The 13,627-nt window shown below is 69.4% G+C and carries 13 protein-coding genes; 1 reads left to right on the top strand and 12 read right to left on the bottom strand.

Going from position 1 to position 13,627, the window contains the following annotated elements:
* Positions 1–143: 143 nt before the first annotated feature.
* Positions 144–1,259, bottom strand: coding sequence for a trypsin-like serine peptidase (locus ACIBK0_RS12795; RefSeq protein ID WP_399078662.1), 1,116 nt, complete (start codon positions 1,257–1,259; stop codon positions 144–146).
* A 192-nt stretch (positions 1,260–1,451) separates the two neighbouring features.
* Between ACIBK0_RS12795 and ACIBK0_RS12790 the strand changes: the two genes are divergently transcribed.
* Positions 1,452–1,907 (top strand): hypothetical protein, encoded by a 456-nt coding sequence (locus ACIBK0_RS12790; protein WP_399078660.1) that lies wholly within the window; start codon positions 1,452–1,454, stop codon positions 1,905–1,907.
* Between the two features lie 132 nt (positions 1,908–2,039).
* On the opposite strand, the gene ACIBK0_RS12785 is transcribed toward ACIBK0_RS12790, so the two are convergent.
* From ACIBK0_RS12785 to ACIBK0_RS12735, 11 genes are all read right to left on the bottom strand, one after another.
* The gene (locus ACIBK0_RS12785; RefSeq protein ID WP_399078658.1) at positions 2,040–2,933 is read right to left on the bottom strand and encodes a hypothetical protein; all 894 of its coding nucleotides are present in this window, start codon (positions 2,931–2,933) and stop codon (positions 2,040–2,042) included.
* A 48-nt stretch (positions 2,934–2,981) separates the two neighbouring features.
* Positions 2,982–3,428: a hypothetical protein gene (locus ACIBK0_RS12780; RefSeq protein WP_399078656.1), complete on the bottom strand. Its 447-nt coding sequence runs from the start codon at positions 3,426–3,428 to the stop codon at positions 2,982–2,984.
* Between the two features lie 206 nt (positions 3,429–3,634).
* Positions 3,635–4,912: an MCE family protein gene (locus ACIBK0_RS12775; RefSeq protein ID WP_399078654.1), complete on the bottom strand. Its 1,278-nt coding sequence runs from the start codon at positions 4,910–4,912 to the stop codon at positions 3,635–3,637.
* Entirely contained in the window at positions 4,909–6,204 is a 1,296-nt protein-coding gene (locus ACIBK0_RS12770; protein ID WP_399078652.1) for an MCE family protein, read from the bottom strand. Before ACIBK0_RS12770 ends, ACIBK0_RS12775 begins: the two co-directional genes overlap by 4 nt.
* Entirely contained in the window at positions 6,201–7,325 is a 1,125-nt protein-coding gene (locus tag ACIBK0_RS12765) for an MCE family protein (protein WP_399078650.1), read from the bottom strand. The genes ACIBK0_RS12770 and ACIBK0_RS12765 overlap by 4 nt, the downstream gene beginning before the upstream one ends.
* Positions 7,322–8,302 (bottom strand): MCE family protein, encoded by a 981-nt coding sequence (locus tag ACIBK0_RS12760; RefSeq protein ID WP_399078712.1) that lies wholly within the window; start codon positions 8,300–8,302, stop codon positions 7,322–7,324. The genes ACIBK0_RS12765 and ACIBK0_RS12760 overlap by 4 nt, the downstream gene beginning before the upstream one ends.
* A 368-nt stretch (positions 8,303–8,670) precedes the next feature.
* On the bottom strand, positions 8,671–9,753 hold the full coding sequence (locus ACIBK0_RS12755) for an MCE family protein (RefSeq protein ID WP_399078710.1): 1,083 nt from the start codon (positions 9,751–9,753) through the stop codon (positions 8,671–8,673).
* Positions 9,754–9,785: 32 nt separating this feature from the next.
* The gene (locus ACIBK0_RS12750; protein WP_399078648.1) at positions 9,786–11,030 is read right to left on the bottom strand and encodes an MCE family protein; all 1,245 of its coding nucleotides are present in this window, start codon (positions 11,028–11,030) and stop codon (positions 9,786–9,788) included.
* A 5-nt stretch (positions 11,031–11,035) separates the two neighbouring features.
* Entirely contained in the window at positions 11,036–11,839 is an 804-nt protein-coding gene (locus ACIBK0_RS12745) for an MlaE family ABC transporter permease (protein ID WP_399078646.1), read from the bottom strand.
* Positions 11,840–11,845: 6 nt separating this feature from the next.
* Entirely contained in the window at positions 11,846–12,616 is a 771-nt protein-coding gene (locus tag ACIBK0_RS12740) for an MlaE family ABC transporter permease (protein WP_399078644.1), read from the bottom strand.
* Entirely contained in the window at positions 12,613–13,557 is a 945-nt protein-coding gene (locus ACIBK0_RS12735; protein ID WP_399078642.1) for an ABC transporter ATP-binding protein, read from the bottom strand. Before ACIBK0_RS12735 ends, ACIBK0_RS12740 begins: the two co-directional genes overlap by 4 nt.
* Positions 13,558–13,627: the final 70 nt, after the last annotated feature.

Here is a 13,627-nt window from a genome sequence, read left to right as displayed (position 1 = left end):
CGCCGCGGCGGTCCCCACCCCCAGACGAGCCCCACCGCGCCCAAGCGGCCCCACCCCCCCCCGCACTGGGGGCGCGGCACCAAAAACCACCCCCCGGGGCCCCCCCCCGACCGGGGGGGGCCCCCTTCTGTGTGCCGGACGGCTCAGTTGAGTTCGTTGATTTGGTTGATCACGGCTACGGCGTTGTCTCCGTGGTCCGAGGAGTACAGGTTGTCGTTGATGCGCTGGTCATTGGCGTCTGTCTCGACGTGGCTGTTGGCGCCGACGATCTGCCCGTCGGATGTGACCATGGGGCCGCCGGACGCGCCCGCACCCATGTCGCAGTCCATCGACAGACGGTTGTCGAACGGATTCAAGTCGGCTGCGTCCTCGACATTTCCGGTGCAGTAGTACTGGGTGTACCCGTCCATGTCGGTCCGCTGGTAGCCCTCGCCCGGGAACCCGGAGTCGATGATGTCCGACCAGTCCGAGCCGTACCCGAACTTGTAGCCGAGCGCGCCGACGGTGGCCGTCAGGTTCGTGTATCCCTGGGCGGGTTCGACGGTGAAGGCGGCCATGTCGGCATCGTTGAAGTCTTTGTCCTGCGTCCACGCATTCGGGGCGACGAACGACTTTGCGACCCACTCGCCCCAGGGGGCGTCGTAGCCGCCGACGGCCTCGGAGTTCTTCTTGTAGCCGGGGATGAACACGACCAGGTCGTAGAAGCCGTCGGCTCCGCTGCCGTCGCCGGGGTGTACGCAGTGCCCGGCGGTCCATACGGTGTTGTTGCCGTCCGCGGCGATCGATGCTCCGCTACAGCCGTGCTCGTTGCCTGCGTGGTCAATGAACACGATCTTTCCGACGACGACCGCGGGGGTCGACTCGGGGAACGGGACGGGTTCGGCGTGGGACATGTCGGCGGCCGCGGCCATCGTCGAGACGGCCGTCTTCTGCGCGGGACGGATCTGCGGGGCCTCGGCGGTCAGGTGCGGGGCGGGGTCGGCGGCGGACACCGTTTTGTCCTCGGCCGCAGAGGCCGCCGTCTTGGCGGCGACCGCAGCGTCGCGGGCAATATCGGCCTGGTCGTTCTTCTCATTGGCCAGGGCCCGCTTGATGCGTGCGGAGGTCCAGTAGGCGCGGACCTTGTTCGGGTCGGTGGTCTGCTTGCCGACCGTCACACCCGGCGCTGCGGTCGCGGTCGCGGTGGGAGCCTCGGCGGCCGAGGCGGTCGTAAGGGAGGCGGGTATCAGCGCCATCGCGAGCATTACGGCCGTGGCCATCCTGCGGGGTCGGCGTATATGCACCGTAAAGCCTTCCAGTTGATGGATCTTCGTTCTGTCGCGCCGGAGCAGTGAATCATGATCACGTTGGGGTTTCCGTGAACTTCCTGTGCGTATCGGGTAGTTGGTGGGAACCGGGCTGGCCTGCGCCGCCTGTGAACCACCCCGCGATTTCGCCGCGCGGGCACTTTGATGCCGTGCGGGATGCGCATGCGCGCGGTGATGCGGGCGAGCTGCCGGCGGTGCGCGATGACGGCAACGAGCGCGTACGACGGCCTGGAGATCGGCACTGGCACCGGCCATTCCACGGCCCTGCTCTGCCACCGGCTCGGCGACGATCTGGTGACGTCCGTTGAGGTCGATGAGGGCGTTTCCACTCGGCCCCGGACCGCGCTCGGTCAATCCCGGTACGCCCCGCGCCTCGGGGTCGGCGACGGGCTCGCCGGATACAAGGAGGGGGCGCCGTACGTCCGGCTCGTAGCCACTTGCGGCATTCCGGATCGTGGGCAGCCTTCGACCAAGACGCCGGAGGCCGCCGGCTCGTTGGCCAGGGCGGACCCGAACCCTTGTGGGACGCCATCGACGAACACGTCCAGCGGTGGCAGAAGGACGGCGCGCCACCCCTGGAGCGCTTCTCGATCGAAGTGAGTTCAGAGGGCCGGCAAGTCACTTGGCCCACGGCTTGGCGCATCGCAGCGAGAAAGGCGACAGCGGCCGGTCCTGCACCCACGCAAGTTCGAGACAGGCCGCCGTGCCGTCAGCCATTACTGGCGCTGTACGTCAGAGCGCGTCCACGCCGCTCACCCTCCAGCCCTCGGACGTGCGCGTCAGCGTCATCCGCACCCGGTTCAGGTCCACGCGGGAGCCCGAGACCTGGGTGCTCGTGGTCACCTGGTTGACGAAGAGGAGGACCACGGCTCGGTCCGCCGAGGCCGAGACCACGGAGGCCGAGGGGGAGCCGCCGGTGGGCTGTGCCACCGTCGCCTTCACCACCCCGTGGTACTTCCTGGCCGTCGGTCCGACCACCGTTGTGGTGGTCTTGCCGTACTCGTCGCGGAAGTGTCCGGTGAGGTGGGCGCGTGCCTTGGCGAAGTCGTGGTCCAGGTGCCGGTAGTCGTACGACAGGACGACGGGTGCTGACTGCCGCGCGGCCGTGAGTGCCTGCCCGCGCGCCTGGTCGGCCCGGACTCCCTGCCGGTACTGCCATCCGAGCACGGCGGCCGCGGCCAGGCCCGCCACGAGCAGGACGCACAGGACCGCGGTGAGCAGCCGCCGCCGGACGCGCCGCGTCGCCGCACCGAGGGCAGGGTTGTCGCTGCCAGGCCCTGTCGCGGTACCGGAGCCCGGCTCACCCCTGCCGCGCCGCGTCGCCGCATCGCGGCCCGGCTCGCCCTCATCCCCCGGCGCGTCCTCCTCGAAGGACTCCGGTGACGGCTCGGGCGGGTCGTCCCAGCCCTCCTTCTCCGGGGCCTCGACGAGCAAGGTGCGTCCGGCGGCCGGTGCCTCGGGCCGCCCCAGGGCCTCCTCGTCGGTGGAGGGTCCCGGCTCGCGGTGGCCGCGCTCCGCGCGCTTGGCTGCCGCGCGCTTGGCAGCCGCGCGGGCGGCCGCGGTCATGGTGTGCCGGGTGCTCGAACCGGAACCCGAGCCGCGGCCTTGGGTGGTCGTCTTCGCCACGGTCTTACTCCTCATGTGCTCTTGGGGCGTACGGCGGTCAGGGCGCGGTCAGCCGACGAACTCGACATCCGAGGTCAGCCAGCGGCCGTCCCGTTGCACCAGGTCGAGCTGGAGCCGATAGGTGCGCGCCTCGCCCTTGGGCGCGGCGGTGTTGGTCACCTTGCTGTCGGCGACCACCAGGACGCGGGCCGAGTGCTCGTCGGAGCGGACGATGCCCGCGTCCAGGACCTGGCCCTCGGACACGGACTCGTTCTCGGCGACGAGCTTGGTCAGCTGCCCGGTCTGCGCGGCGAACTGCTTCTTGAAGTCGCCGGTGGCGCCCTTGAGGACGTTCGCGCTGTCCCGGTCGTAGTGCCGGTAGTCGAGCGAGGTGAAGTTCAGCGCCGACTGGCGGGCCGCGGCCAGGATGTCCTGGCGCCGCTGCTCCGCCTGACGCTGGTCGTAGAGGTTGAGGCTCAGCCAGATCGTCAGTGCGGTGGTCAAGACGGTCGCCACGACCAGCCCCACCGACCAGGCCCTGCCCGACCAAGCCCTGTGCGACCGGGCCGCCCCCAAGCAGGCCCTGCCCGTCAGTGCTTTGCCCGGCCCGGCTCCGCCCGTCTGTGCTTTGCCCGGCCCGGCTCCGCCCGTCTGTGCCTCGCCCGACAGGGACCTGCCCGTAAGCGCCTTGCCCGTAAGTGCCTCGCCCGCCATGTCCCCGCTCACGCCATCGGTCCGACTAGCAGCCATTGCCACGACTCCCTTCCGAACACCGCCTGTTGGCCGCCCGTCGAGCCGATCTCGACGGGGATTCCGTCCGGGCCGGTGGCGGTGCCGGTCTCCGGGTCGTACGGCGTCGCGTACGCCGTCTGGTTCGCACCGGCGGAAGCGGTCGACGCCCCAGGGGCGTTCTGCGCGCCCCGTACCGACGTCTTGCTTCCGCGCGGGGCCGTGCAGTGCGCGTCGGTGTTCGCCGCGCGCGTGCTGGTGTCGGCGGGGTCGCGCCGTGTCGTCCCGTACCCCTGGGTGCACGGAGCCGGGTCGTCGGCGTTCACGACCAGGCCGAAGTGGGTGGTGCCGTCACCCGGGACGACGGTGTAGCTGCCCGCGACCAGTGCCGGGAAGGTGACCAGGGACTGCTCGACGCCGGGCAGGCGGGCCAGCGTGACCTGGCCGCCGCTGATCAGGTTGGCCAGCAGGACCGAGAGCTGTGGACCGGTGGACTTCAGCAGCGAGTTCACCTGCTGGGCGGCAGGCGTCGCGTTGCCGATCAGTTTGCGCAGGTCCCCGTCGCTCGACTTCAGCTGTGCGCTGAGCGTCGCCAGATCGTGCGCGAACGACTTGATGGACGAGCCCTGGTCGGCCTGCGTTTTGAGGACCTTCCGCGAGTCCTCGATGAGCGAGATCGTCTGGGGGAGTGAGTCGGACGCCGACTCGACGAGGGCGTTGCCCGAGTCCACCAGGCGGCTCAGGTTCGGACCGGTGCCGGAGAAGGCCTTGCCCAGTTCGTCGACCGTGACCTGGAGGTCGTCCTTGCCGACCGAGTTCACCAGGCGGTCCAGGCTGAGGACCAGGTCCGTGGTGGGCAGCGGCACGCGGGTGCTGCCGCGGGGGATGGCGCTTCCGTCGAGGAGGTACGGGCCATGCGAAGTACGCGGCTGCAGATCCACGTACTGCTCGCCCACCGCCGAGCGGTTTGCCACCACGGCGAGGGTGTCCGCCGGGATGCGCGGCGCGCCGTCCTTGATGTCGAGGTCGATCGAGACCCCATCGGCGCCGGTCAGCTGCAGCGCGCCGACGCGGCCCACCGGCACCCCGCGGTAGGTGACCTCGGCGCCGGGGAAGATGCCCCCGGAGTCGGCGAAGTCCGCCTGCACGGTGTAGCCGCGGCTCAGGACCTCGTCCACCAGGCCGGTGTACTCGGCGCCGACGTACGACACCCCGACGGCGGTGACGGTGGCGAAGGCGAGGAGTTGGGCTTTGACCGTACGGGTGATCACGGCTGGACTCCCTTCAGCATCAGCTCCGCGAGCGCGAGGTTGATCCCCTCGGGCAGGCCCGCGTCGCTTGTGCCGGTCGTGTAGCTGCTGGTGCACACCGGTGGGCACAGCGGCCCGCCGCCGCTCGACGGCGCCGAGGGGGACGACGGCACCGAGGGGGACGACGGCAGGCTCGGTGTGCTCGGCAGCGCGGTGGGCGTGGGGACCGTCGGCAGGTCCGGGAGATCCGGCAGGTCGGGGGTATCGGGCCCTTGGGAGTCGCCGTTCCCGTCGCCGGGCTTGCCCGAGCCGTCCGTCAGGTTCCCGTAGAGGTCCGACAGGTCGAGGTCGGCCGTGATGTGGAGGTTGACGTAGTCACCCTTGACGGCGTCCACCGCGTTGCGCGGGAACGGGTAAGTGGTCAGCAGCTCGAGGGAGTTGGGCAGATCGTCGCCCGCCTTGTTGAGCTGCTGCAGGATCGGCCGCAGCTGTTTCAGGTTCGCGACCGTGTCGTCGTGCGAGGCGTTGACCACCTTGGTGCCGGTCTTGCCCAGCTTCGACAGGGCGGTGAGCATCCTCGTCAGGTCGCGGCGCTGGTCGGCCAGGACCTTCAGGGCGGGTGGCATCGTGTCGACGGCCTGGGCGATCGTCTTCTTCTCCTTGCCGAGCCGCCCCGCGAGCCGGTCGACGGCCTTGAGGGCGTGGACGATGTCCTTCCGCTGGTCGTCCAGACCGCCGATGAACGTGTTCAGCTCCTTGAGCAGCGACCTGACCCGGTTCTCCCTGCCGTCCAGGGCCTTGTTCAGCTCCACGGTGATCGTCTTGAGCTGGGCCACTCCGCCGCCGTTGAGCAGGGCGGAGAGCGCGGACAGCACCTCCTCGATCTCCGGGTTGCGACCGCTGCGGGACAGCGGGATGCGGTCACCGTCGCCGAGCCGGCCCACGGGAGCGGTGCCGGTCGGGGCGGAGAGGGCGACGTACTTCTCGCCGAGCACGCTGGTCTGCCGCAGCTCGGCGATCGCGTTGGCGGGCAGCTTCACCGAGTCGGCGACCCGCAGCCGTACGCGCGCGTGCCAGCCGTCCAGCTCCACCTTCTCGACCGCGCCCACGGTGACGTTGTTGACCTTCACCGCCGACTGCGGCACCAGGTCGAGGACGTCGCGGAACTCGACGGTGACGTGGTACGCGTGGCCGTCGGCGGCGGCTCCGCCGGGCAGCGGGACGTCGTACCAGCCGTTGAACTCGCAGCCGGACAGCAGCAGCGAGCCGACCGCGGCCATCGCCACCGCCCCGACCCTGCGCCGCGCGCTCATGCGCTCGCCCCCAGAATTCCGCCGAGCGTCCGGTCGACCGTTCCCGTCACCGCGGAGCCCTGAGGCACCTTCGGCAGGGAGTCGAAGAGGTCCTTCAGCCCCTTGCAGTCAGGGTTCTTGCCGCCTTCGTCGCCCGTCGTCTTCAGTACGGAGCACAGCAGCGAAGCCGGATCCTGTGCCTGCTGCGCGTTGTTGCGGGTGTCGAGGGTGCCCGCGGACGGGTTGTAGGCGTTGTTCAGGTTCGACAGGCCCGTGGGAGCGACCTCCAACAGCTCGGCCAGCGCAGCCCGTTGGGTGACGAGCACCTTGGTCACCTTGCTGAGGCCCTTCACGTTCGAGGTCAGCGACTTCTTGTTGTTCTTCACGAAGGCGGACACATCGCCGAGCGCCGTTCCCAGGTTCGTGAGTGCGTCCGCGAGGTCCTTGCGCTCGCCCGCGAGCTGTCCTGCGACCTTGGCCAGGCTGGTGTTGAACGACCGCACGCTCGTGTCGTCGGCGGCCAGCGCCGCCGTGAACACCTGCAGGTTGCGTACCGTGCCGAAGAGGTCCGTGCGGCCGTCGGACAGCGTGGTGACCGCCTGCGAGAGGTCCTCGACCATCTGGTTGAGGTTCTCGCCCTGGCCGTCGAGGTTGTCCGCGCTCACCCCGAGCAGCCGCGACAGCGAGCCGTCCTTGTTGGCGCCCTTGGGGCCGAGCGCGTCGGCCGTCGTGTGCAGACTGTCGAAGATGCGGTCCAGTTCGACCGGCACGGCCGTCCGCGTCTCGGGGATGACAGCGCCGTTGCGCAGTACCGGGCCCTTTCGGTACACCGGCAGCAGCTGCACGTAACGGTCGCTGACCACCGACGAGTTGATGATCGCGGCCTTGGCGTCCGCCGGGACCTTACGGCCCTCGTCGTACTTCAGCTGCACCCGTACCCGGTCGCCCTGCGGCGTGATCTTCTCGACCTCGCCGATCCGGACGCCGAGGACGCGGACGTCCGAGCCGGGGTAGATGCCGACGGTGCGCGGGAAGTACGCGGTGATGTGCACGGACTCGGAGCGCGGCCACAGCACGTAGGTGAGCCCGGCGACGAGGGCGAGTGCGGTGACGACGGCCACGCGCCTCTTCAGGTTCTTCACTGGGTGCCTCCCGTGCGCGGCACCACCGGAGCGGCGACCAGGTTCTGGACGTAGCTGTCGAACCAGCGACCGTTGCCGAGGGCGTTGGTGAAGACCCGGACGTACGGCGCGAGCAGCTTGACGCTCCGGTCCAGGCTCGACTGATTGCGTTCGAGCATCCGCACCACGGTGTTCAGGCCCTTGAGCGCGGGCCCGATCTCCTTGTCGTTGTCCGCGACCAGGCCGGAGAGCTCGATGCCGAGCGCGGCGGAGCTCTTCAGCAGCTTGTGGATCGCCGTGCGCCGCTTGCTGATCTCCTTGAACAGCTTGTCGCCGTCCTTGACCAGCGCCGTGAAGTCCTCGGAGTGCTCGGCCAGCACGCCCGTGACGCCGTTCGCATGGTCGAGGAGTTCGCCCAGCGCCTTGTCACGAGAGGCGACGGTCCGGGAGATCCTCGACAGGCCCTTGATGGACGCCCGCACCTCGGCGGGCGAGTCCTGGAAGGTGGTGGAGATGGTGTCCAGGGCCTTCGCCAACCGGTCGGTGTCGACCTTCTCCGTCGTGGTGGTGAGATCGCTGAACGCCTGCACGACGTCGTACGCCGGAACCGTCCGCCTGAGCGGGATCTCGCTGCCGGGCTTCAGTTGACCCGATCCCTTGGGGTGCAGCGCGAGGTACTTCGCGCCGAGGATCGTCTTGACCCGGATCGAGGCGCCGGTCTCGGTACCGAACCTCGGATCGCCCTTGATCTTGAAGGTGACCTTGACGTGGTCGCCGTCCAGATCGACGTCCTCGACCTTGCCGACCTTGACGCCGGCGATCCGCACCTCGTCGCCGGGCTTGAGGCCGCCCGCCTCCGAGAAGGCCGCGCTGTACGTGTCGCCGCCGCCGATCAGCGGCAGGCTGTCGGCATTGAACGCGGCCACGGTCAGCAGCCCCAGGATGGTGAGGCCGACGGCTCCGATCACCACGGGGTTGCGCTCCCGGAAAGGGATCAGCCGCGGGCGGCGTATCCGTATGCGGGGCAGCTTCGGTGGGTCGATGCGGACTTTGACCAGGGGTTCGGGGCGGCGGGGGCGCGGTGCCCGGCGCGGCAGGAGCCGTATTTTCGGGAGCTTGGGTGGGTCGATGCGGACTTTGACCAGGGGTTCCGGGCGGCGGGGGCGCGGTGCCCGGCGTGGAAGCAGCCGTATTTTCGGGAGCTTGGGTGGGTCGATGCGGACTTTGACCAGGGGTTCCGGGCGGCGGGGGCGCGGTGCCCGGCGTGGAAGCAGCCGTATTTTCGGGAGCTTGGGCGGGTCGATGCGGACCTTGACCAGGGGCTCCGGGCGGCGCTTACGGGTCCTGCGCGGAAGGAAGTGCTTCGTCATGCGCCGCACCTCGCCCTCGCCACGTGCAGCTCGGGGGTGAGCACCTGCTTCGTCTTCGGCAGCACGATCCGGCCGTCGAAGTCGCAGAGGTAGAAGTTGAACCACGAGCCGTAGGACGCCGTCCCGGTCAGCTCGTTGAGCTTGTTCGGCAGCCGCTTCAGGACGCCCTCCACGGTGTTCTCGTTCTTGTTGAGCGTTCCGGTGAGATCGGTCAGCTCGGCGATGTCGTCCTTCAGCGGCGGACGCGCGTCCTTGAGCAGCCCGGAGGTGGCGTCCGTCAGGTCGCCGATGCCCACCAGCGACTGCCCGATGGGCTTGCGGTCGGCGGACAGCCCCGAAATCACCCGCCGCAGCTGCTTGAGCAGCCCGGAGAAGCGGGAGCCGCGCTTGTCCAGCGTGTCCAGCACGGTGTTGAGGTTGTCGATCACCGAACCGATCAGCTTGTCGCGGCCGGCCAGCGTCGTGGTGAGCGAAGCCGTGTGCACCAGAAGGCTGTTGACGGTGCCGCCCTCGCCCTGGAGGGTCCGGATGATCTCGGTGGCGAGCTGGTTGACGTCCTGCGGGCTGAGCGCCGCGAACAGTGGCTTGAAGCCGTTCAGCAGCGCGTTGAGGTCCAGCGCGGGCTGCGTGCGCGACAGCGGGATGGTGGCGCCGGGCTTCAGCCGGGTGCCGTCTCCCGCGCCCTCGGTCAGGGCGACGTAACGCTGTCCGACCAGGTTCCGGTAGCGGATGACCGCGCCGGTGCTGTGCAGCAGCGGACGGTCCGCGCCGACCGTGAAGGTGATCTCAGCCAGCGTCCGGTCCTTGATCCGGATGCCCTCGACCTCGCCGACCCGCACCCCGGCCACCCGGATGTCGTCGCCCTTCTCCAGGCCCGTCACGTCGCTGAACACCGCGCGATAGGTGTGCTCGGGGGTGAGGGAGATGTTGACGATGGTGGCGGCCAGCAGGGCCGTCGCCAGGATCGTCACCAGGGCGAAGAGGCTGAACTTGATCAGCGGGGCGGCGGTCTGCCGGGCTCCAGACGTCCTCGTGGCCCTCGTGGTCTTCGCGTTCTTCGTCGTCTCCGAAGTCTCCATAGCCTTCGTGGTCTTCATCGTCTTCGGGGTCCTCATGCGACGCTCACCGCCGTCCCGCGCGCCATCGGTCCGAACAGCAGGGTCGCGACCGGCGGCACCTCGTCAGCGGGTACGCCCATGACGGGCGCCACGATCGAACCGACGGCGCGCTGCTCGGCCCGGGTGGCGGAGACGCCGCCCGGACCGGAGGAACTACCCTTCGCGGACCCGTCGTTGAGGTGGACCCCGGGCGCGGGCACCTGCGGATGGGGCAGGTCACGGCAGTTCGGCCCCGACCGCTCGCCGTAGCGGGGGTACTCACCGGGTTCGTACGCCCCTTGCTGGCGCACGACTTCGAGCGTGATGTGCATCTTGCCGCCCCGGAACGCCTGCTCGGATGCCTGCTCCTCGCGCACCAGGCCGGCGAGGAGACAGGGGTACTCGGGCGAGTAGCGGGCGAAGAGTTCGAGCGTGGGGCGGGAGACCCGGCCCAGGGTGATCAGCCGGTCGCCGTTCGCGTCGAGGAAGTCGTTGGCGGTGCCCGCGGCGGTGGCCGTCGTGGTGAGCGCCGACGCGAGCCGGTCCCGCTGCTCGACCAGGGTGCGGCTGGTGGTGACGGTGTTGCGCAGGATCTTCATCAGGTCGGGAGCCGCGTCGCCGTACACCTCGGCGACGTCGGCCAGCCGGGCGAAGTCCTCGGTGAGGGAGGGCAGGTGAGGATTGAGCCGGTGCAGATAGTCCTCCACGCGCGTGAGGTTGTCGCCGATCCGGTCGCCGCGCCCTTCGAGGGCGGTGGCGAACGCGGAGAGCGTGGCGTTGAGCTTGCCGGGCTGCACGGTCCGCAGCAGCGGCAGCAGGTCGTTCATCAGCTGCTGGAGTTCGATGCCGACGCGGGTGCGGTCCTGGGTGATGACGTCCCCGGCGCGGATGGGGCGAGCCGCGGAGTGCGCAGAGCGCGCGGGCGCGACCAGATCGACGTACTTCTCGCCGAACAGCGTCTTGGGCAGCAGACGCGCGTGCACATCGGACGGGATGGACGCGACGTACTGCGGCTTGAGCGCGATGTCGAGAGTGGCCTTCGTCCCGTCGGCGTGCACCGCGCGCACCTCGCCGACCAACAGCCCGCGCAGTTTGACGTCGGCGCGCGGGTCGAGCTGGTTGCCGAGGCTGTCGGCCTCCAGCTCGATCCGTACCGCCGGGGTGAACACCTGCCGGTACACGGCGACGGACAGGGACAGCAGCAGCGCGAGCACGGCGAGGAACACAACGCCGTACAACCGCAGTCTCAGCACCCTCATACGGCTCACCCCGCAATCCGAACGGTCGTGTTGGCGCCCCAGATCGCGAGCGACAGGAAGAAGTCCAGGACGTTGATCGCGACGATCGAGGTCCGCACGGCGCGGCCCACGGCGACCCCGACGCCCGCCGGGCCGCCGCTCGCGTAGTAGCCGTAGAAGCAGTGCACCAGGATGATCAGGACGGCGAAGACGAGCACCTTCCCGAAGGACCAGAGCACGTCGACCGGCGGGAGATACTGCTGGAAGTAGTGGTCGTAGGTGCCCGCCGACTGGCCGTAGTAGCCGGTGGTGATGGTGCGGGCGGCGAAGTACGAGGACAGCAGCCCGATCACGTACAGCGGGATCACGGCGACGAAACCGGCGATCATCCGGGTGGTCACCAGGAACGGCAGCGAGGGCACGCCCATGACTTCGAGGGCGTCGGTCTCCTCGCTGATCCGCATCGCGCCGAGCTGGGCCGTGAAGCCCGCGCCGACCGTCGCGGAGAGCGCAAGGCCCGCCACCAGCGGGGCTATCTCCCGGGTGTTGAAGTACGCCGAGAGGAACGCCACGAAGTTGGAGGTGCCGAGCTGGTTCAGCGCGGCGTACCCCTGCAGGCCCACCTCCGTGCCGGTGAAGAACGACAGGAAGGCGATGACGCCGACCGTGCCGCCCACGACGGCCAGGGCACCGCGGCCGAAGCTCACCTCGGCGAGCAGCCGCAGGATCTCCTTCTTGTAGCGGCGTACGGTACGGCCCGTCCACGCCAACGAGCGGCCGTAGAAGGACAGTTGGCTGCCCAGTTCCTCCAGGCGATTCAGCAGCGCCATGATGACTCAGCCCCTCTGCGGAACGACTTGGAAGTACACGGCGGTCATCACGAAGTTCGTCACGAACAGCAACATGAAGGTGATCACCACCGACTGGTTCACGGCGTCGCCCACACCCTTCGGGCCGCCCTTCGCGGTCAGGCCCTTGTACGAGGCGACGATCGCGGCGATCGCGCCGAACACCAGCGCCTTCATCTCCGCCGCCCACAGGTCGGAGAGCTGGGCGAGCGTGGTGAAGGAGGCGAGATAGGCGCCCGGTGTGCCGTTCTGCAGCACGACGTTGAAGAAGTAGCCGCCCGCGACGCCGACCACCGACACCAGGCCGTTGAGCAGCACCGCCACCACCATCGACGCCAGGACCCGCGGGACGACCAGCCGGTGGATGGGGTCGATGCCCAGCACCTGCATCGCGTCGATCTCCTCGCGGATCTTCCGCGCCCCGAGGTCCGCGCAGATCGCCGTGCCGCCGGCGCCCGCGATCAGCAGCGCGGTGACGATCGGTGACGCCTCCCGCAGCACCGCGAGGACCGAGGCGGCCCCGGAGAAGGACTGGGCGCCGAGCTGCCGGGTCAGGCTGCCGATCTGCAGCGCGATGACCGCCCCGAAGGGGATGGACACCAGGGCCGTCGGCAGGATCGTGACGCTCGCGATGAACCAGGCCTGCTGGATGAACTCCCGTGCCTGGAACGGCCGCCGGGGCATGGTCCGGACGACGTCCAGCGCCATCGCGAAGAGGTTCCCCGATTGCCTGAGCGCTCCGGTCGGTGACAGCCTCATGCGTCCGCCACCTCACTTCGGTGCAGCTCCGACTCGCGGCGCGCGATCGCCTCCCAGCGAGGCGGGCGGGTGATGGCGGCGCTCGGCAGCAGACGCGGCGTCATGTCGTTGCCGACATGGCGGGCCCGTCGGTCGACCTCGCCGAGCCGCGCCAGCTCCTCCTCGACCTGCGCGGCGTCCTTCTCCTCGGCCATGCCGATCGGCCCCTGCATCCGGCCGTTCAGGAACTGCCGTACGACGGGCTCGTCGCTGGTGAGCAGCTTCTCGCGGGGCCCGAACATGACCAGCTCGCGCCGGAACAACAGCCCGATGTTGTCCGGCACCTGGCGGGCCGAGGCGATGTCGTGCGTGACGATCAGGAAGGTCGCGTTGATCTGCGCGTTGAGGTCGACGATGAGTTGGTTGAGGTACGCGACGCGCACCGGGTCGAGGCCCGAGTCCGGTTCGTCGAAGAGGATGATCTCCGGATCGAGGACCAGCGCCCGCGCCAGCCCGGCCCGTTTGCGCATCCCGCCGGAGATCTCGCCGGGCAGCTTTCCCTCGGAACCGATCAGCCCGACCATGTCCATCTTCTCCAGCACGATGCGCCGGATCTGGCTCTCGGACTTGCGGGTGTGCTCGCGCAGCGGGAAGGCGATGTTGTCGTACAGGTTCATCGAGCCGAACAGCGCGCCGTCCTGGAAGAGCACACCGAAGAGCTTCCGCACCTCGTACAACTCGTGCTCGCGCAGTTTCGTGACATCCCGGCCCGCGACCTTCACGGAACCCCGGTCCGGCTTCAGCAGTCCTACGAGCGTCTTGAGGAACACCGACTTGCCCGTGCCCGAGGGGCCGAGCATGACGGAGACCTCCCCGGCGGGCAGCGTCAGCGAGACGTCCTGCCAGATGACCTGGTGACCGAAGGACTTGGTCAGCCCTTCCACACAGATCTCGACACCCATCCGGTCCACCCTTCGCACCGCAGAGCAACTCCGACATCTGCTCTACGGGGCGGGGCGGGGCGTCCGTCGC

The sequence above is a fragment of the Streptomyces sp. NPDC050564 genome (genome assembly GCF_044457265.1).
Taxonomy (GTDB): Bacteria; Actinomycetota; Actinomycetes; order Streptomycetales; family Streptomycetaceae; genus Streptomyces.
This window is presented reverse-complemented; position numbering and strand designations above follow the sequence as displayed.

Bases quoted from the DNA above. Each gene is read 5' to 3' on its own strand.
- ACIBK0_RS12750 (WP_399078648.1), bottom strand. From the start codon at position 11,030: ATGAGGGTGCTGAGACTGCGGTTGTACGGCGTTGTGTTCCTCGCCGTG.
- ACIBK0_RS12745 (WP_399078646.1), bottom strand. From the start codon at position 11,839: ATGGCGCTGCTGAATCGCCTGGAGGAACTGGGCAGCCAACTGTCCTTC.
- ACIBK0_RS12790 (WP_399078660.1), top strand. From the start codon at position 1,452: ATGCCGTGCGGGATGCGCATGCGCGCGGTGATGCGGGCGAGCTGCCGG.
- ACIBK0_RS12740 (WP_399078644.1), bottom strand. From the start codon at position 12,616: ATGAGGCTGTCACCGACCGGAGCGCTCAGGCAATCGGGGAACCTCTTC.
- ACIBK0_RS12755 (WP_399078710.1), bottom strand. From the start codon at position 9,753: ATGGAGACTTCGGAGACGACGAAGAACGCGAAGACCACGAGGGCCACG.
- ACIBK0_RS12735 (WP_399078642.1), bottom strand. From the start codon at position 13,557: ATGGGTGTCGAGATCTGTGTGGAAGGGCTGACCAAGTCCTTCGGTCAC.
- ACIBK0_RS12795 (WP_399078662.1), bottom strand. From the start codon at position 1,259: ATGGCCACGGCCGTAATGCTCGCGATGGCGCTGATACCCGCCTCCCTT.
- ACIBK0_RS12770 (WP_399078652.1), bottom strand. From the start codon at position 6,204: ATGAGCGCGCGGCGCAGGGTCGGGGCGGTGGCGATGGCCGCGGTCGGC.